The sequence below is a fragment of the Serratia sp. PL17 genome (assembly GCF_017832355.1).
GTDB lineage: Bacteria > Pseudomonadota > Gammaproteobacteria > Enterobacterales > Enterobacteriaceae > Serratia.
The window spans coordinates 321315-340744 of the sequence record NZ_JAFIBY010000005.1 but is presented as its reverse complement, the minus strand read 5'-3'; the positions used below and the strand labels follow the sequence as shown (position 1 = coordinate 340744).

Genomic DNA, 19430 nt, shown 5'->3' with positions numbered 1-19430 from the left:
AATATGAAAAGTTAAATTAGCCTGAAATTATTTTTCGGCGCGGCCGGCAAGGAGATCGTTGCAGAAGTCATTCCATACCTTCAGCCACAGATCCACACGTTGTACCATTTCCTCGAAACGATCTTCCGTTATCGCCTGGCAGAACAAAATCCAGGCATCTTCAGAGTGACCGTCTTCAATCGACTCGCCGGTTTCCGTTTCTACGTGAATGCTGTGATAACCGCGGGAGACATCAATGTCAGTCGCCACGTCCACGCTCTTCGCCCATGGCGTCGCAAAATCATGGAACACCGTTTCCGCTACGGCCAGCAGCGCTACCAGCTGCGGATAATCACCGTAGGCGTTTTCAAAGGTTGCGCGGCAAGCCACAGAGCTGGACATCGGCAACCAGGCTTTCACCTCATCCTCACTCATACCCAGCTGTTCAATGGTATTGAAGAATTGCACATAGTGCGCCAATGCCGGCTGCCCGTTATAGCTGCCGTCACTGCCGGTCCCCGGGTGGAAACCCAATTCGTCCAGCAGGTTAATCTGCAGCAGGAAACGCGCGGCCATTTTTGCCCGGGCGCCCAAGCGGCCTTCCAACTGTTTTGCAGAGCTAAGCGCTTCGATCACCGCATCAGTAAAGACCTGGGCGAAGGCATGATAAAACTCCAAATGGAAGACTTTCATCTGGTTGAAGCCAAACTCACCGCTATTCATTTTTGACAAGATGGGATTTCTCATCAACGGATGTGATTCAACGCGATCAATTAATCTCTTTGCGAACTTATGATTACGCTGGTAGTTATTATTTTCTACCGTTGCAGCAATAGCCTCTCTGCCGAGTTGGCGTGCACTCAGTAACTTTTCCATGATTTATATCTCAATATAAAGACTACGATTGATAGATTACAAGGCAGATATCTTGCCTACGGCCATAACAACTAATGCAAACATCCCACAGCTAAAAGGAATGACTTGAATATATTTGAATGGTAAGTAAAAACAGGCAGCAATCAGTAATACAGGGATACCCACGGAAAGAATGACCATGCATATCGCCGCATAATACTTGTAAACATAGGGAACCTGTAAGGTGTCAATGTTCATTCCATAAAGCATTGATATTAACGGCAGCATAATAAAAGCTATATGCGCCAGCCTCAGCATCCTTCGGTTTAAATCAGTGTAATTTTCATGCCCTTTAGGTGCCCGAAAAGGCCCTTTAAAGGCATACATTCCCATTAAGCCCCCCATCATAATACCCACAACAATACCACCCCAACCAAAGGCAATCAGCATCTCACTGAGATTAGCCACTTTATTTCTCCTGATTATTATCGCCACACAGACAAGGTGCTTGCGAGGTCGCAAATACCCTTATAAATAAAAATAGTTTTGAATAACTTCAACGCTATAAGATTATAAATACGTATAATTAAAAATCTGTAAATCGTTTAACTTTGGAATAATGAATTGGTTGTTCAAATCCCGGCATCCTGATACCGTTCATGTCGATCTCAACCTCAGCTTCATTTATCTCATGTTGCCCAAAAAGATAGATAACGTTCAGTTCACCGCGTGAGGCCGCCGCATCATAAGCCACTATCTGTTGCTGTACCTGCCGTCTACGCTGCTGGTAGTCGGCAAAGGCCTGTTCGCCATGCCGTTTACGCAACCACTGCGCCGTCAGTTGCGGTGAGTAGACCACAGCGGAGGCATTATTTCCGCCAAATCCCTTCGAGTTGATAAAAGCGATCTGCGTCTGTTCAACTGGTAAAGGTCGATCCTGGGTCGGGATCAATAAGCGAGCGTCATTCACCTCCGGTGATACCTGAGACACACTCTTGATTCCCGGCAAGATGCCGTACTTAAAGGTGCCCAGACAGCTAATCAACTGATCGCCACTCGCCGGCCCTAATGAGTGCCCCAGATATGATTTCACCGCCGTGACAGGCCATGCGTTAATGGAAAAGGCTTCGGCGACCCGGTCAAAGATCTCGGCTTCGGACACGCAGTTCTTTGGTGTGCTGGAACCATGCGCCTGTATAAAAGAGCCTTTTTGTACGCATTCCAACCCGGCCATCGTGACGGCAGAGGCGACAGCCTTCGCCATCGTGATGTAATTGCCCGGTCCCGGCGAAGCAATAGAGCGTTTATACCCGTCGGCGTTAATAAAAACATCGCTCACCGAGCCGTGAATCTCCGCCCCCAGTTGCAATGCCAGCTCATCATCCATCAGCACAATATATTGACTGGACTCGGCAATCACAAAACCGCAGCTGTTGCCAAACGGGCGACTGCTGTTGCGCCAGTCTGCCGTTTCAGTTCCGTCGATACGTTTGAGCTTGCTCTCCGTTGCCAGCGCCCCCATCGCATCAAAACCTTCAATCACTTCTGGGGTAATCGGTGCCTCCGCGCTCCCTACGATGGCTACGCGGATCCTGCCCGCCTTAATATCTTCTACTGCGGCATTCAGATTGTAGAGAAAGGTGGCGCAGGCCCCCAAGGTAGCGCCGGTGTGCCCCATACTGCCTAATACATAGGCATTCAAAAAATCGGCGCACATGCTGTTCAGGCCCAACGGGCACTGTTTGGCGCTGACGCGGTTGCCCTTCAGGCGCGATTGCAGCATACCGCCAAACCCTTGATCGTCGAGCTGCCCCAGAATATTGCCGGAATACACCCCCAGTTGGTCTGGCGCAATCAGCGCCCGAATTTCACGCAACGGGATCCCCAGAGCATTAATAGCATCGGAAGCCGCGACGATCGCCATCTGCAACGCACGGGGATGAAACTGCGAACTGTAGTGATCACCTGGTCTGAATCCTTGCGGCAACTGGCCGGCGGCTTGCGCTTCCGTACGCAAGGTAACGTCAATTTTGCAATCCATCTCGCCCCGAACGGTAATGCGCATCCGATCGTCCGTTAGCGGTTCAGCTCGCCATCCTTGCGGCAAAGATTGGGGCACCTGCCGGCTGGGTATATCAAAACTCAAAGGTTCGGCACCGGCTGCCATATTCAATTTGGCATGACTGGCAACGGCATCGACGTCAAAATACTCTTTGGCGATCTTTCTGATCAATGTACCTTGCAATACGGCTTCTTTTATTTCAGTCGCGGCTTGTGCGGCTGAACGTAAATTCCCTTCAGCGTTACGGTAGCCGTCATCCTGATATTTTAGCAACCCCATCAGCACTGCTAATGATAACAGCGTCTCTTGCTGCTGGTCCTCCGGCAAAGCGTCCATGACCATGCGGCGAAACGCGTGGTGCGAAGAACTCCGCCCTGCTGGGCCGTAGCCACCGAAGGCGGTTATGACAGGTAACTTGACCATAGAGTATCCTCGCCTTTTTGCGGCATCGTTATGCCTTCACTTACTTTAGATAATTTACAGATATCAGTTTACAAAACGTGGGCAAAAGATATTATGAAAATCCGGCCAAAATGCAGACCTTTTTGGCCAAGACAGGTGTAAAAGCAATAACAAAATAATAAATCAGGTATTAACCGAAAAATGATAAATACAAAAATTGGATTTGTATTGTGCGAGCACATGCTGAGTTCCGGCCTCAGCCTACCAATAGAAATGTGGAAAGCAGCAGCAAGTAGTTATTTCGCAGAACAAAGGAACAATCAGAAAAACCAAGATAAATATATACCTACCTTATGCAGGCATGAGAATATTCTCAATATTAGTACGATAAGTATTAATAAAAATCCCATACCTACACACAGCGGTTTTAGCTTGATTGCCGATGACGTATTGGAAGACGATTCCGATTACGATATCATCTATCTGCCCGCTATCTGGCGCAATCCGCGCCCTATCGTAAGACAAAACACAACCATCACTCAGTGGCTGGCAGTGCAAGCGGCAAAAGGCACACGGATAGCTGCCGTCGGGACGGGGTGCTGCTTTTTGGCCGAAGCCCATCTACTGGATGACCAACCGGCCACCACCCACTGGCACTATTTCGAACAATTCGCACATGATTATCCCGAGGTTAATTTAAAAACAAAATACTTCATCACCCAGTCCGAGAATGTTTTCTGTGCAGCCAGCGTGAAGGCCCTTTCCGATCTCACCATTCATTTTATTGAGACCACCTACGGTAAAAAAGTGGCTAACCATACGCAACGGACTTTCTTCCACGAGATCCGCAGCAACTTTGAACGCCTGTGTTACCGAGAAGAAAATAAACCTCATCCTGACGAGGATATAATCCAGATCCAAACCTGGATAAAGGAAAATTGCACGACAGACTTACCAATGCAGAGGCTCGCCGATATGGTAGGCATGAGTTTGCGCAACTTTAACCGCCGCTTCAAAAATGCGACCGATATTTCGCCCTTGCAATACCTCTTAAAGGTTCGGATTGAGTCTGCAATCAATATGCTACAAACGACTAATTTGAGTATTCAAGAAATTGCCGCTCTGGTGGGGTACCAAGATATTGCGCACTTTAACCGCCAGTTCAAACGCATCTCCAGCGTTTCACCCGGCGATTATCGCAAAACCGTTCGCGCCAAGCTGTTCCATACTGAACAATCCACTTCCAAGAGCTAAATCAGGGCGTTAATCTGCAGGGGCCCCGCAAGGGCCCCCCACATATAATGTCCAATCAGCTTTCGCCGAGCGCTCGCTGAATAGCAAACTTCACAGTTCCTAACGCTCTTTGCACTGTTTAACGATTCCAGCAAAGTGGCCATTCAAGCTACCCGGCGTAAAGATAAGCTCCCCTCTAGACTGGAGCCAGCGAACACCGCCATCAGCGGCGAGCTACGACATCACTCTGCTCTTGGGATCAAACTTCACGATGCCAACGGTATTACCACTTACAGAGCAAAAATCCTAGATTTTTGCGGTAATCTGTTCTTCCGTGGCCGCAGTGTTGTGCAAGCTCTCGGTCGGTACCTAATGTGCGAATGTGCGAATGTGCCTATCGTCACTGTCAAATACAGTGTGCGACAGGGCGATGCCATTGATACCCGCTTCCGCGATAAACAACCGCGACCGATGTATCGCCATCAGTTGCGATAAGGTCGCACGCAGCGTCGCCGATTTCCCCGCGCCGGTCGGGCCAAAATACAGCATGTGCGCACTCAGGCTACGGTCATGCTTGTTAAGCGGGTCAACCGTCACCCTGTGTCCTTGGTTCTATTATTCGGCCTCAAGGCCTCAGCCTATGGGCTGGTACCAAAGCCATCATCGCCCCGATCCTCCCAGACGATTTTTATTAATTGACTTGGTATGTTTAATAAATGCATACACACTTAATAAAAGCATAATAACTGCTAAAAATAATAGCATCATTTTTACCGTCCTTTGGCTACACGCAGCGGGAAAGGTCACCTTGATAACAAACAATTATGCTTGCTACCATGACGAAGCCATTCACAATATTGGTGTAAAATAATAAATTATCTTAGTGGACTATAAATAGCCCTGGCTTTTCCCATCTGATGGGTTAAGAAATTATCACTGGCAGATTACCGCATACTTTTTCATAACGGGTGATTTGCAAATTGAATTAAGCACGTCGCCCTTTTCTTGTTCCTTGGGCTTAGTGGTACCGTTACTCTCCCCAACGCATTTACCCCTATTCTGGCCTTTGCCCTCATCACAGTGGCCAATATTAATGTCCCCTGCGCCGTTACCGTTTCCTTAATTATCGTGAGTATTGGTGTTCCCATTAAAACCAGCATAGGCATAAGACGCCATCATGATGCAGGCACCGAAAAATGAAATGGTTAATTTTTTCATATACAACGCTCCTTGTTGGTGTTTTTCAATCAGTGAATAAAAAAACCATCAATTTATTTTGATAATTATTTAAACGCTAAGCTATAAGTTTTTTGGAGATATAACATTCTGTATTCTTGTTATACCCAATCCCCGTGGGACAAAAGCCAGTAAATAAATTCATGATGTCGGCTTAGCATCAATTTTTTCATAACGGAGCGTTTATGGCTGTGTACCGTTTTGACGCTCACGCCCAGCACTCGGGCCGCTTGTGATTGATCGAGCCCTCTTCTGAGATAGCTCATAACCTGCTGCTCACGCTGGGTCAGAAGCGGATGCTCAAACGATCTTACTGGGCGTATATTCGCTAAGGTTTCGGCCAGCAGTTCGAACAACTTAGCCGGCCTGTCCGTTCGGTACAGCACGCGCGGTGGTTGATTCACGGCAACCACGGGCCTTTCCTTGATCGTGACGACGGGCGATCGGCCATTATCATAAGCCGTTCGGCGCCAACTCTGGGCCCCCCGACGTGTTGAAACAAACACCACATCGGGCTGAATTTCAGCATCCTGCTTTAAAAAACAAATCGTTTTATTATGGCACCGGGCATATTCCTTAATGCTGCTCTGCAGGCCAGCAGAAAAGTAGCGATTATCATCATCAATGATGATATTGATTACCTTCATCCTTACCTCCCTAGAATAAGAGCATAGCAATATAATCTGCAAGAACGCAGAACATGCCCGTGCCCGTGCCCGTCATTAAGACAACAATGAAAATTACATCAGTCATTGTGTCTCTCGCAGGAAACTTTATAACCTACGAGGTTATGTACCCCCTTATAGATGATTAATAAGAGTTTATGATAAGAATGCCATTGCCACTGAACGGCCCCTCTTCAACATCACCGACAGTGTGCAGGGTAGATTCCAGGTTAATCGATGCCCCACCAGTAGGAATGTTGATTTTTTTACCGGTTATGCCAGGTACACCATCGATAGTGACAGTGGAATATAGGCTATCGTCACCCTTTAGCATTATTTTTTCACTGGCATTATTACTCACCAAAGAAATATCTGCGTTAGCCGGGTAGGTGCAGGAAATACGAAAAGTCTCTTGCTTCTTATGGCCATTAACCTCATCTGTACTTAATTGTCCGTGATCCAGTGTTACCGCGCCCGCATCAATATTGCATTCATTATTAGGCGGTGTTGGACCAATACAACCCTGTCCAGGAAAAGTGTTATAATATGCAGATGAAGTCCGGTAATAAACAAGCGCATAGCATACTTTTGAATAGGCCTCCCACTTATTCTGAATAATACATATCGCGGAAGCAAGCTCAGGGTCACAATAATATTTAACACTGCCATACCCCCCTACCTCAGCCCCAACATGAAAATTATTTCCGGCTTTACTGCTTAAGGCTGCATAAAGCTCCCCCATAGTTTTCGATTGGTATATTGGCCCCATCTCCCACATATAGGCTAAGTATGAACGTACATAAGGTGCAGGTATACTCGAGAAATTAGTATAAATGCCAATAGTTGCTATGCATGCTTTCTGATAACAAGGGTTCGGTGTTGGATCATTAAAGTCCATACTCACAATTTTACCAGCAGCCCCATGGTACTTGGCATTTGCGGACGAAATAGTTCCATCTATTATAGGCGCATTGGTGGTTTCCCAAACTATTCCCGCCTCTGCTTTAAACACAAAAATAAAAAGTAAAAAAGAAGATAAAATAACTTTACCCACCCATGCCACTTTGTCATTAAAAAAATAAAAATTATAAAAACTCATAAGTTCCTCTTTGAAACCATGGATGTATTAGAAATTAAATAGGCATAAATAACAAACACCAACTCAATTAACACACCTAAAAAGCAGCAATGCATTTTATTAAAATAATATTACTAAAGCCCCTCTAATAACCATACCGACTGCATGATTAAATGGCATATTTACGTTTAAAAAGTTAACACCGGCGATATCTATTTCCTGCAACCAGGCATATCTGCCCGGTTGCAGAAACCGCTATTACTCATACTCAGCAGTCAGGGTCGCAGAGCCGGTAAAATCGGCACCCACTAACATGCTCCCAGGCCGTGCGATGGGTACCGCATAGAGCTTTGTGGGGTTAGCGGCATTAATGATCAGTTTGGTGTCGCTGACATAGGTGGTATCGCCCGCGCCCTGCGTAATGCGCAACCCAAGGTTGCCAATACTGGACTGCAACGGTTTGCCATCACCCCAGGATACCGGTGCAAATCCCAGCTTCACTTTCAGGTCACCATAACCCGCTGAACCACCATTGCAACTCACGGTATAAGGGATTTCCATTTTTTTGTAGTTAACACCGTCAATTTTACTGATGGCGACGTTGGCGAAATCAACGCTAATATCTTTGCCATCATTCAGCGTACAGGTCGGTTGTTCTACCAATTTGCCCATGAACTTTACAGTTACCGCTTGCGCAGGGCCAACCGCCAGCAATCCCATGCAGAGCATTGCCGCCATGGCGGAATAATGCGTCACATTCATTTTTTTCATATTAGCTTCCTTCATGTTTATCTCCTTATTGAACCTCTACAAGTAACGTGGCGGCACTGGAAAAATCCCCCCCTCTCAGCGTGGCACCGCTGCGCTTGACCGGAACTGCATATAACGCAGGTGCATTCGGGTAGGTAAAATTAAGCCAGGAATTCAACCGCAGCTGTTGGCCATTCTCTTGCACCAGCTTAATTGCCAGATCGTTATTATTGGTACGCAACAAACCGTCGCCGAAATCCGGTGCCAAGCCTTGCAAGCTGATTTTCAACAACCCTGCGCTACCTGATGTATTGCCACTGCAGCTCACCCCGTAAGGGATCGGCCGTTTGCCGTATCTTTCACCATCAATCTTGATCGTGGTCAGCTCACCGAAGGGCACGTTAATATCCTGCCCGCCATTAATTTCGCATTTTGGCTTGGCAACAATGACGCCTTTTACGGTAACCGTCACCGTCGCGGCCCACCCGGCCTGGCTAATCAACAGCACTGCTAACAAGGTTAGCGCTGAGGTCGTCGCCATGGTTGCCGCCAGAGCGCAGCAGATCAGAATGCCTTCCTTCACCTTTTGCCACGCGCAGTACCCCGGGTTGCCCATTGTTTTCGCCTCAGTCATAGTTCATCCGAAAATCAATCGCTGCCTGGTAGGCACCTGCAACCAAAGGCGCACCTGTACGTTCCGCCAAGACGTAGAAATTCAACACGTCATTTGCACCTTTCAACAGCTGCGGTCGGCTGCGGCTGCCCAAACGCACATCCTTTTTGTCGCTATCCAGCAGGCGAAGCGCTAACCCACCCGCCCCACGAACGTTGACCAACTGCGGCTTATCCGCGTCTAAGGGCGCGTTGAAACTCACCGTAACGGCCGGCTGATAGGCATCCCATACCCGATTGCCCAAACGGTCATCTTGTATTGCTCCCCCCGTTCGCAGGCAGTCTCGCAAGCGAAGTTGGAAAGCGACCGGCTTAGTGCGTTCACCCACCCTGGCGAGGCTGCCCGTTGTCGTTTCCCCCAACCAGACCTCTTGATATGCCGACGCCATATCCAGCCGACAAGCACCTTCTGTTAATGCACCATGGACAAATAGAACGCCGTGATTCCCTTCGTCCGCTTCGGCGTAGCCGGCCGTCAGCAAGGCCACCGCCAATAGGGTACCTATGCCTGCTTGCCGTGTTAAAAAGCCGTCCCGCAGATTGCTGTAACCCTTGCCCATTCTTTGCATTGTTTCTTCCCCACACGCTTCAACCAGTAAAATAGGCCACCGGCATCGGTTACCCTTTTGCGTCTGGCACAACCTGGCAATCACTGGTGCCGCATTTGAACGTCAGATCAGGGCGACCGCCGTAATCATTGACGTAGGTCAGCACCGGTGAATTACCCAGGCCGGAGGCCCCTAACGCAATACTGCCCTTAGGCGGCACCATCAGCGGTTCAAAACCCTGCGCCGTTTTGCCTTTTTTGCTGCTGCTGGCATCCACCAGCGTGATGTAGTAAGGCGTAGGGTTATTAACCTGGAAACCTTCTCCTTGGCGTGTCAGCGTTAATTTTTCCTGCCACGGCGTAAAGGCGTTGCCCTTGCTGGGTGTAATCGCTGCGGGGCGATAAAACAGCTTAATGCGCGTCTGCAAGGCAATTTGCAGCGTGTTAGCCTTATCACTCTTTGGGGGAATTTCACGCAAGTTGAAATAGAACAGGGTTTCACGATCCTGCGCTAACAAATTCGCCGCTGGCGTCGCCTGCACTTTTATTTGGCTCTGTGCACCCGGCTCCAACCGTTGCACCGGAGGCAAGACCACCAGTGGGCTGGTGATTTTTTTGCCATCGGCGTCCTCGAGCCACCCCTGAGCCAGATACGGCAATTGCGTGTTTTTATTGCTGATATTCATGCTCACCGACTTCTCGCCACCGTTAAAGATCACACGGGTACGATCCAGCGCAATAGCCGCCTGTACCTGGCTGCTCAACAATGTTGCCGACAACACCCCAACAACAGAAAATGCCTTTACCCTATTTGTTTGCATAAAATTGTTCCGTTTCCTAAAGCTGTTCTTACTGAAATAATCATGGGAGCGACGGCTTATTCCGACCGCATCTCGGTGTTCGCCCGGCACGGCAACAGCAGGTTGCTTAACGCGATATCCGTGCGGATCTCCGGCAGTGCGATCCGGCATTGCGCTTTACCATCCCAATTCACCGTCATCTCGGTATTGGGCTGGATGCCGCTCAGATATACGCTGCCTTCATCATTAACCAGGCCTGTCTGTTGCTGCCTGCTGTTGTAGACCAGTGCGCCAAACGGCGGTGCACTGCCGTCGGCCAGACGGATTACCGCGATCGCCTTTTGCCCCGAAATGACGTTAAACCGCCGATAACCAATTGCCCCTTCGGTTAGCGTCGCCTGCACCACCGACTGCGTTGCGTCAACATCATCCGGCAAAGTATTGAGATCGATACTCGCCCTGCTGCGGTAGTAACTGCTGATGTCCGCAACCACTGCTTTGCCAAACATATTGGTACTCGTCGTCGCACCAAACCCACGCACCGGTACCCCGGCCACACCGTCGGTATCCAACAATAAGCGTGTCCCCCCCAGCGAGCCGGTTCGATGCAGCGCCGCCCCTTTGGTCGTTGCCGTCATCCCGCCTTGTAAGGACATGCCCATGGATGAATAGCCGCCACTTTGGTAGCTGGCGTTGGTGCCGATCCGCGCGCTATCACCTTCGTGGGTGTAGAAACCACTGGCTGAGCTGCCTCGGCGTGAGTGGCCGGTGCTCAATTGGTAATTATTGTGTTCATCCAGCCTTTCGTAATATCCCACTCGCTGGGTAGTCTCATTACGGTTCCATGAGCTGCTATAACTGACGTTAGAGTTCATGCCCCAAGGCAGGGTAAAGGACAAATACATGCCATCGTCATTGGCGCGGTTATCTTTATTTCGATAAACCGTTAATGATGCATTCATATTTTTCATTGGCCCCAAATCGAAATAGCGTGAGAGTGCCAGGCTATAACGCTCGCTCACGGGCTGATCCCAATAACTCTGGTGGCTATAATTGAGATATGTGCTTAACCCCAAATCACGAAACTGTTTATTCAGCGTGATGGTGTACATTTCTCTGTTTTTCCCGATGCGGTTATCGTAATAACGAGCATCAAGATATTCACTCATGGTCATAAAGTTCTGCTCTGAGAAGCGATAGCCGGCAAAGGTGATCTGGCTGTCGTACTCGTCAAAACTCTTTGAATAACTGACCCGATAAGACCCGCCGCTTTTAACATCAGCCTGCTGCGGTAATTTCGCTCGCGATTGCGTAGAGTCAAACGACACTGCACCAAAGGCCAGCAGGTCACGCCCCAGCCCCATAGACAATGCGGTGTAATCCCCGCCGGCAATAGCGCCGCCGTACAATGACCAACCGTTACTCACCCCCCAAGAGAATTCGCCGGTGGCGAACAAAGGCCCCTGGACATGATGATTCCAGTCGGAAGGCTTGCCGCTGGCAAATTTATAACGTACCGAACCAGGGCGGGTCAGGTATGGGATATTGGCGGTATCTACCTTAAATTCCTGCACGCTGCCGTCTTGTTCTTCAACCCGAACATCCAACTGGCCGTTAATAGAGTCATTAATGTCCTGGATGCGGAATGGCCCTGCCGCGACACGGGTTTCATACAGCACACGCCCCAGCTGGCTTATAACAACTTTGGCATTGCTTTTGGCTATGCCTGTCACTTCAGGCGCATAGCCACGTAAGTTAGGCGGCAACATATTGTCGTCTGAACTCACACTGACCCCGGTAAAGCGGAAGCTGTCAAAAATATCCGTCGCCAGATAATCCTCCCCCATCGTCAGGCGAGCGCCCCAGCGAGGTAGTGCACGAAACGCGTAATACCGGCTCCAGTCAAAATTCTGCTGGGTAGATAAACCGGAGCCGGTCTGATGATTGATGTTCATCTGCCAGTCAGCACGTAAACGCCAGGCCCCCAGGTTAGCCCCGGTAGTACCATTACCGCTAAGGTTGTATGACTGCTGCCCACCTTGTTGCGTACGTTGAACCTGTGAATTCAGGTTATAGTCCAACAGCAAACCGGGAATACCTTCATCCCAACGTGATGGAGGGTCCCAATCCGGAGACGAATATTCCAAATAGGCCTGTGGCACATTCAAATACAGGCTGGACGTGGCCAGATCGCCTTTGGCTTCCAGGCCGTTAAGGCTGGTTAAATCCAGGCACTGTTCGTCATGCCACCAGCGCAGCTTTGTTAAAGCGTCCGGTTTAAAACCCAGTTTTTCAACCAGCGTTGGAGATATACAAGCCTGGCTGCCTTTTGCATCATTTTCCGGCGCATAGAATGCGATAGGCTCTTCGGGTAAAACCTGCGTGTTCAGACGAATAGACATGACATATTTCCCCGGCATGATATAGCCGCCGCGAGCAAACTGACTCAAGTCAATATTCTTTCTGTCATTGAGATCCAACACGTCAATGTTAAACTGCACCTCATCACTTGCCTGTAATTGAAATGGCAAGCTGCATATCGCCAAAGCGACGCACACTCCTAATAGGCTCAATAAAGGTGCGCTCGAATTATTTGCGTTCGATTCCATGATACCGCCAACCTTTAACTTATTTATAATCAGTAGTAATTCAATTTAAAACGGATAGCGGTTCTATAATCCCCGGCACGCAACACTTGGCGATTAGCCACCAGTTGCATTGAATAGTTTAATTGATTCTCTTTTATTACCGTGCCGTCTATCGGCATGGTCAAGCCTGGGTAAATAACATTGCCGACGCTGTCTGAAAGACGTAATGCTATTCCCGTTGCATCTCCCGCCACCCCGAACAATCCGTTATCGGCTCTGCCATCAAACATCATTTGAAAATGTTGACGGCCGGGTTGCATTTTTCCTGCGTCTGTTAAACTGCAATTTAATAACCGCAAGCTGAATGCCTTGGTCAGGCCCTTACCATCCCGGGCAATTTGTTCCACCGGTAATGTTTGCATGTCGATAGTTTGATCACGGCTCGCAGATTCAATTGCACAAGCAGCATTGACAATGGCGCCTTCCATATTGACCCTTCCCCACCCAATCACAGAGCTCTGTGCCATTAATGGCTGGGTAATAAAAATCAGGGTCAACAGGGAAGGTGCCACTAAGGTTTGGACTTTCTCAAACATATACACGTTCCTGGCAATAAGGTTCCATTTTAAAAAGCATGCGGTTACCCGCATGCTGAATACGCTTATGAATATTGCTTATTGGTAGTTCAGAGCGAAGTTAACAACGCTGGTGAACGCACCAGGAACGATGGTGTCCAGAGCGCCACCATTGCCTTTCAGATAAGCCTGGAATTCCAGCTCGGCATCAGTATCACCTGCAGCAATAACCTGACCGGTCGTTGCGGTACCCAGCTCAACAACGGCATTACTGTTTTTGGTATCGGTAATAACAATACTTGCACCTTTAGCAGTGCTGCCGCTGCCCAGAGCAACCATTTTCTTATCTGTACCTGTAGCGCCGCCCGGCTCACCGGTAAAGGTGGTCTTCACTGTTTTCGCTGTTGCTGAAGTACAATCTTCCAACACGATTTTGAAGTCTTGTTTTAATTCAGACGCACGACCATCTTTCAGGCTCAGGTTAGAGATTTGGCCCATTGCGATAGTCTGATCAATATTGCCTGGTGCGATTGAACATGGTGCATCGATAATTTCACCGGTAAAGGTGACTGAACCGCTGCCCTGGTTTGCTGCGTTAGCGAAAGAAGAAACACCAAAAGCCATCACTGCAGCCAGCATAATTTTATTCAGTTTCATATAAAGCCCTTACATTCCTTAGCAAGAAGAGAAATCAATGTATTCCATCATCAGATCATCAACGCTGAGGGTTAATTTATCCAAGCGTTGTTTGAGTGCCGATACATAACGTTTAGCGCTCCGTATCAGTGGGAACAAAGTTACCTTCTTCAAAGCCAAAATAAAATGTTATGCGTGAAATAGACAAAAACACAGGATATTATAAAATAAAATAGCATATAGATAGGTTTTAAACCTAAAAAAGACATATTAATTACACATATTTATTTTAATGTACTTATAACATAAGCAATTATTTACGGATATTATAAGAATATAGAGATAAATCCTATTTACTCATATTGAGTAGGATTGAAAAAAAAGTCATAAGGTCTCAGAATCATCTCTCGACAGGAAAGTTGACAGGTAAATGACATGATTTTTAATATTAATGACAACGTCCTCTATAATGAAGAGGAAGGCACGCTAATGCATATAGACAATGCGAGCAGTAAGCTGGCGTTGTTGAAACCGACGTGCCGCTTGCTCTCTTTATTTATTCGCAATAATGATGTTCTCTTGTTGCGAGATAGATTACTTAATGAGGTTTGGGTAGAGTATGGTTTAAAAGCATCCAATAATAACCTTAATAATTACGTGTCCGGGCTCAGAAAGTCTCTGGCACAGTTTGGGGAGGAGGAGCTTATCGTTACCTATCCACGCCAAGGGTTTAAATTTTCCGCCAAAGTCATTCATCAGATAGCGAATGAGGATGAACCCTACGCCTATGAAAATAAATTTTCCTGGCAGGATGAATATTCTCCGTCAACCAAAAAAAGGTTATGGAATCCTTTTCAGCGCTTAATCATGATCACTGCTGCTTGCCTGGTGCCGTTTGCTGCCATCGTGCTGTATCAGAACAGCACTCGCATTAACGTCTATCCGCTAGGGAATTATGAGCGCTGTCAGATCTACAGTATGAAATTGGGGAGTGGGAGTTTAGATAAGATTAGAGGCATCATTCAGCAAGCGGGCTTTAACTGTAAAAGTAAAGCAGACGTCTACTATTACGATAACATCCGTAACGAAAACTCACAGAGTAATGAGGAGCAGATAACCTTTTGTCCGCGTGAAATTAGCAGCCCTTGTATTAATAATTACATCAATAATAATAATTAAAATTCTATATGCCCCCCAGGGTCAGATTTTTAGTCCCCTTGGCTGTCTTACTCCAAGGGGATACAACTTACCGTACAGTGCTGCAGACAAAAAGCGGAGCGTAATTTCCAACAAATAAGAAGCGCTGGCTGTCTATTTGTTCAATACGTAAATGATACTGTTGCCCCTGCATTGGCATACGCCGATTCAATTCGGGTGCTATTAGCGAATCCGCCGGTCTATTGTTGTTTTCCCGCACGGTAAACGTATAGTTATCTCCTTGGCGTTGATAATCCATTATCACCGCACGGTCAATGTTGTATCTGACATATCCGTCGAAAAAACTGCCGTGAATCAACACCTTTGCCCGTCGTGCACCTTCTGGTGCGATGCTAATCAGCAATACGCGCCGCATCGTTTTATCTTTTAGCTGATTAGTCACCCATAATGTCGCCTGGCACTCTGGGAGCTGGGGTCTAAAAAACAACGCGTAAGCGGAAATGCCGCAGACAACCAGCGCCAGCAGTGCTGCCATCCCATAGCCGCAACGGCGAAAAAAACTATAAGTCCTTATTTTCATAAAAATTCTCACATTGCACTTGGCTAGAACTCACCTGCTTCTCAGGACAATAATAGAAATAAGAGGTTCTGAATCGCCCGGCGGCATTCGGCATTAGCGATAAGGTGTCGTAAAAAAATAGCGTCGCTGGCTCGGTGCATTTGATATCGTTTTTTTGCGCCAACAGTTCCTTCAAATGGGTCAAATCGACCTGGCCGGAGCCCACCTTATGGTAAGACGTAATGAATTGAACGTCACAGCTGCCTATTTTACCCACGGACCTCGTTTTAATCGGTGAATATCCAAGGTCCGACCAGGCCCAAGCGCCACTGACGGCAGCCAACAGAACCAGTGTGCTCAAAGCAACACCTTTAAGACGAGCAAAACGTGGCGAAACAACAGGCAATGTCTGCGCCATGTCATTCGGGAGTTCTGTAGCCGGTAAATCGGCAGCCAAACTGTCCGCCGTTTCCAGCGTCGCGGCGGTAAACATAAACCCCTGCCGGGGCAAGGTAACGATAATGTCCTCTTCGCCGAGCGAAGCGAATATTTTGCGCAGGATAGAAATGGTGTTATTGAGATTATTGCCGGAGGCCACTTGCCCATGCGCCTCCCAGACCTGCATCAGAAGCGTATTGCGAGAAAGCACCAGATTATTGTTTCTGACCAAGGCGGAGAGCAAGCGATTCAGGGTTGCCGTCAAGGCAACCGGCGGGATGTTATCATTCAGTACAACCAGTTCAGATCTATCTTCATGATATTTAATATTATTATTAATTATATATTTCATAATCCCTTGCCCTACAAACTAATTAACAATAATTCACCTTTATTAAGCATGGTTATATTACCATAGAACAACGACTAAGAAAATTCCTAACGCAATGGTATAATTTTATATAAAACAATAGCCTATTGAAAAACATTAACGGCCCTTGGGTAACTATTAACGTCATAGTTGGCGAAGAAATACCACCGTCTTGCCTGATAGGGTAAATTTACGAACCCGATTTTGATATTCAGGTACGACAATATGAGGGATGGATTTCTCTACGCACAGTGGGATTGTGATTGGGTCATTCTGAATCCAGCTTCGCCCTCCCTCCTTATCAACCCACTGAGCACATCACCGGGCTGCTTTACTTTTATGGCGACCGCTGAACGGCCATACCCCCCATTTACTGATGAGATGTTATTATCGAGGTTTTTCAGTTGAACAGGCTCAGCATGGCATCCTCTTTTCTTCGCAGTCTTACCTTTGTCATCTCGCTGATTATCGGCGTTGGCTCCCCCATGCTGGTGCAGGCCAGGCCCGATCTGGAACGTAAAATTGGCGTGACCATCGCCGATACACAGTCACCTGATTATCAGTTCAGTGATTTACGGTTCAATTCAGTGGATGGCCAGCGCCATTACCGCATCCGCATCGCGCAGCCGCGTATCGCCCCGCCACCGGCTGGGTATCCGGTCATCTACTTTTTGGACGGCAACGCGGTACTGATGGAGCTGAATGCCAGCTTGTTGGCACGGCTTGCAGCACAAAAACAGCCGCCGGTATTGGTGCTGATCAGTTATGACAACGATTTGCGTATCGATGCCAATGGCCGCAGCTACGATTACACCCCGGCCGCACTGCAAACCAGTGGGATGCGGCCCAATGGCGGCGCAGATGCCTTCTTGCAACTGATTGAACGTCAGGTGAAACCGGCAGTTGCAGCGAAGGTTACCGTTGATCCTCAACAGCAAACGCTGTGGGGACACTCTTACGGCGGTCTGTTCGTTCTGCATACGCTGCTAACCCAGCCAGCGGCGTTCCAACATTACGTCGCGGTTGAACCCTCTCTCTGGTGGGGCAAAGGCTTTATTCTGCAAGAAGCACAACGGGTTATTGATCGACATCCTGCGTTATCTGCCCATCTGTGGTTATGGACCGGCGGTGGCGAGAAAATGCGTTCAGCACCGCCCAATGTCAAGCAGGCTCCACTTCCCGCAGATGCAGCTCAGCAGTTGGCCGAACGGTTGGGTACGCTAAAGGGACTTGAGGTTGATTTCCGGGAATGGCCAGGCTTGGATCACGGTGCTATGTTCAGTGCGGCTATCGCACCTGCATTGGAAGACATCGCCAAGGGTACCGCTCAGGATAAATGATGGGATTACAGTTGCTGACTCTGGGGAATTTTGAACATGGCGGCTCCCCTTTGGCAAGTTAGCTTGCTCTACCGGTGGAGCCTGAATGGCTAATGTATTTTCTGAAGGAGGCCCTGGTGAGGCACAATAAGAAGAGATTGACTGGACAGGATTTACCGCTATTTATTACCGCGTATTGCGCTATTTTCTAGCCCCGTCACAGTTAATATAAAGGTTTGCCCCACCGACGGGAACGGGGGAAAACCACCCTTGTAATACATTATGAAAAGTGATAGTTAAACCCGTTGGTAGACATCAAATTGATTGCAAAAACAATTATTATCACAGGGAATTATATTACAACAATGAATATCAATATTACCGATCAACCAAACCCACAAGATGAAGAGTTCGTCATTGATAGCCTGTGGGCTCACAACGAAAAAACCGAACATGTCGATATCCACCCGCTGTTCCTGACCATTACCGATGACGAAGGCAAAATCGTCGCCGGCCTGGTTGCCAGAACCTGGTGGGGCGGGCTTGAAGTACAGTATCTTTGGGTCGGCGAGCAATATCAGAAAAGCGGCTATGGCCGCCAATTGATGTTACAAGCCGAAGAAGAAGCCAAGAAGCGCGGTTGCCACATGGCTTATGTCGATACTTTCGACTTCCAGGCCCGAGGCTTTTATGAAAAATTGGGCTATCAGGTTTACGGCAACTTAGGCGATTATGCCAAAAAGCATACGCGTCACTACCTGGCGAAAAAGTTATAACCCAATCTTAATCGGTGAGGTCAGAATGGATTCGCCCGATAAAAGTAATGAATTCTATTTGAAGGGCCTGATTGCCATGATGGAGCACTTAAGTGAGCCATGGGGCATCAAGGATCTGGCATCCCGTCATCTTTACATGAACCGGGCCGCCTACCTCTATACCAACACGCCATTAAGTTTTGATATAGCCGGTAAGCGAGACGACGAATTCCCCGCCGACTGGGCCGAATCTGCCGCCGATTTTGTCGAGCATGACAAAATGACCGAGATCTCACGCGATCGGGTTGCCGTGATAGAAACCCATTATTGGTATGGGAAAGACAGCCTGACACCGTTTATCAGCGAAAAACTGCCCATCTACAACGATAAGAAAGAAGTCTTCGGGGTGATGTGGAACGCCAAGCCGCTCAACACATTATCCCCGCTTAATTATATCAATCATCATAAACCCAGCGTATTAACCACGGAAACCAACAGCACTATTTTTACCCGTGCTGAACTGGACGTTATCTTTTTAATGTTGCAACGGCTGTCGGTGAAAGAAATAGCCAAAATATATAACATCAGCAATAAAACCATAGAAAACAGAATATATAACATTTATCAGAAATCTGATGTCCACACACAGCAGCAGTTTGAGGAGTTTTGCAAATATGCGCGTCTGGACAGCTATATTCCCGATCGCCTGATAGCGAAAGGCATCCAGTTTATTTAAATAGCAAGGAATACCTC

Annotated in this window: 20 protein-coding genes; 5 read left to right on the top strand and 15 right to left on the bottom strand. The window is 47.9% G+C overall.

Annotated features, from left to right (window positions below):
• Window positions 1-27 precede the first annotated feature (27 nt).
• The 3 genes from JOE25_RS17900 to JOE25_RS17890 all read right to left on the bottom strand — a co-directional run bounded on the left by JOE25_RS17900 (window position 28) and on the right by JOE25_RS17890 (window position 3319).
• Entirely contained in the window at window positions 28-855 is an 828-nt protein-coding gene (locus tag JOE25_RS17900; protein WP_209637458.1) for a hypothetical protein, read from the bottom strand.
• Window positions 856-891: 36 nt separating this feature from the next.
• Window positions 892-1302: a CorA family divalent cation transporter gene (locus JOE25_RS17895; protein WP_209637456.1), complete on the bottom strand. Its 411-nt coding sequence runs from the start codon at window positions 1300-1302 to the stop codon at window positions 892-894.
• 118 nt (window positions 1303-1420) lie between these two features.
• Window positions 1421-3319, bottom strand: a complete 1899-nt coding sequence (locus JOE25_RS17890) for a beta-ketoacyl synthase (RefSeq protein ID WP_209637454.1) — start codon at window positions 3317-3319, stop codon at window positions 1421-1423.
• Between the two features lie 180 nt (window positions 3320-3499).
• Between JOE25_RS17890 and JOE25_RS17885 the strand changes: the two genes are divergently transcribed.
• Window positions 3500-4552 (top strand): helix-turn-helix domain-containing protein, encoded by a 1053-nt coding sequence (locus tag JOE25_RS17885; protein WP_245209964.1) that lies wholly within the window; start codon window positions 3500-3502, stop codon window positions 4550-4552.
• A 348-nt stretch (window positions 4553-4900) separates the two neighbouring features.
• Here the strand turns inward: JOE25_RS17885 and JOE25_RS17880 are convergent, their stop codons facing one another.
• From JOE25_RS17880 to JOE25_RS17835, 10 genes are all read right to left on the bottom strand, one after another.
• Window positions 4901-5128 carry a hypothetical protein gene (locus JOE25_RS17880; protein ID WP_209637653.1) on the bottom strand — a complete coding sequence of 76 codons (228 nt, stop codon included), beginning with the start codon at window positions 5126-5128 and terminating at the stop codon, window positions 4901-4903.
• A 740-nt stretch (window positions 5129-5868) separates the two neighbouring features.
• Window positions 5869-6414, bottom strand: coding sequence for a LuxR family transcriptional regulator (locus JOE25_RS17875; RefSeq protein ID WP_209637452.1), 546 nt, complete (start codon window positions 6412-6414; stop codon window positions 5869-5871).
• 163 nt (window positions 6415-6577) lie between these two features.
• The gene (locus JOE25_RS17870) at window positions 6578-7531 is read right to left on the bottom strand and encodes a hypothetical protein (RefSeq protein WP_209637450.1); all 954 of its coding nucleotides are present in this window, start codon (window positions 7529-7531) and stop codon (window positions 6578-6580) included.
• 237 nt (window positions 7532-7768) lie between these two features.
• Window positions 7769-8296: a fimbrial protein gene (locus tag JOE25_RS17865; RefSeq protein ID WP_209637448.1), complete on the bottom strand. Its 528-nt coding sequence runs from the start codon at window positions 8294-8296 to the stop codon at window positions 7769-7771.
• A 10-nt stretch (window positions 8297-8306) separates the two neighbouring features.
• Window positions 8307-8894, bottom strand: a complete 588-nt coding sequence (locus tag JOE25_RS17860) for a fimbrial protein (RefSeq protein WP_245209962.1) — start codon at window positions 8892-8894, stop codon at window positions 8307-8309.
• Window positions 8887-9501, bottom strand: coding sequence for a fimbrial protein (locus JOE25_RS17855; RefSeq protein WP_209637446.1), 615 nt, complete (start codon window positions 9499-9501; stop codon window positions 8887-8889). The genes JOE25_RS17860 and JOE25_RS17855 overlap by 8 nt, the downstream gene beginning before the upstream one ends.
• Before the next feature lie 49 nt (window positions 9502-9550).
• A complete protein-coding gene (locus JOE25_RS17850) occupies window positions 9551-10300 on the bottom strand; it encodes a fimbria/pilus periplasmic chaperone (RefSeq protein ID WP_209637444.1) in 750 nt (249 codons plus the stop codon).
• 56 nt (window positions 10301-10356) lie between these two features.
• Window positions 10357-12888 (bottom strand): outer membrane usher protein, encoded by a 2532-nt coding sequence (locus JOE25_RS17845; protein ID WP_209637442.1) that lies wholly within the window; start codon window positions 12886-12888, stop codon window positions 10357-10359.
• A gap of 29 nt (window positions 12889-12917) precedes the next feature.
• On the bottom strand, window positions 12918-13463 hold the full coding sequence (locus JOE25_RS17840) for a fimbrial protein (RefSeq protein ID WP_209637440.1): 546 nt from the start codon (window positions 13461-13463) through the stop codon (window positions 12918-12920).
• Window positions 13464-13541: 78 nt separating this feature from the next.
• A complete protein-coding gene (locus tag JOE25_RS17835; protein WP_209637438.1) occupies window positions 13542-14099 on the bottom strand; it encodes a fimbrial protein in 558 nt (185 codons plus the stop codon).
• A gap of 414 nt (window positions 14100-14513) precedes the next feature.
• Between JOE25_RS17835 and JOE25_RS17830 the strand changes: the two genes are divergently transcribed.
• A complete protein-coding gene (locus tag JOE25_RS17830; protein WP_209637436.1) occupies window positions 14514-15257 on the top strand; it encodes a winged helix-turn-helix domain-containing protein in 744 nt (247 codons plus the stop codon).
• 67 nt (window positions 15258-15324) lie between these two features.
• On the opposite strand, the gene JOE25_RS17825 is transcribed toward JOE25_RS17830, so the two are convergent.
• On the bottom strand, window positions 15325-15771 hold the full coding sequence (locus JOE25_RS17825; RefSeq protein ID WP_209637434.1) for a hypothetical protein: 447 nt from the start codon (window positions 15769-15771) through the stop codon (window positions 15325-15327).
• Window positions 15772-15796: 25 nt separating this feature from the next.
• The gene (locus tag JOE25_RS17820; protein ID WP_209637432.1) at window positions 15797-16585 is read right to left on the bottom strand and encodes a winged helix-turn-helix domain-containing protein; all 789 of its coding nucleotides are present in this window, start codon (window positions 16583-16585) and stop codon (window positions 15797-15799) included.
• 437 nt (window positions 16586-17022) lie between these two features.
• On the opposite strand from JOE25_RS17820, the gene JOE25_RS17815 reads away from it, so the two are divergent.
• The 3 genes from JOE25_RS17815 to JOE25_RS17805 all read left to right on the top strand — a co-directional run bounded on the left by JOE25_RS17815 (window position 17023) and on the right by JOE25_RS17805 (window position 19413).
• On the top strand, window positions 17023-17943 hold the full coding sequence (locus JOE25_RS17815; protein WP_209637430.1) for an alpha/beta hydrolase: 921 nt from the start codon (window positions 17023-17025) through the stop codon (window positions 17941-17943).
• 344 nt (window positions 17944-18287) lie between these two features.
• Window positions 18288-18698 carry a GNAT family N-acetyltransferase gene (locus JOE25_RS17810; RefSeq protein WP_209637428.1) on the top strand — a complete coding sequence of 137 codons (411 nt, stop codon included), beginning with the start codon at window positions 18288-18290 and terminating at the stop codon, window positions 18696-18698.
• 25 nt (window positions 18699-18723) lie between these two features.
• Window positions 18724-19413 (top strand): PAS and helix-turn-helix domain-containing protein, encoded by a 690-nt coding sequence (locus JOE25_RS17805; RefSeq protein ID WP_209637426.1) that lies wholly within the window; start codon window positions 18724-18726, stop codon window positions 19411-19413.
• Window positions 19414-19430: the final 17 nt, after the last annotated feature.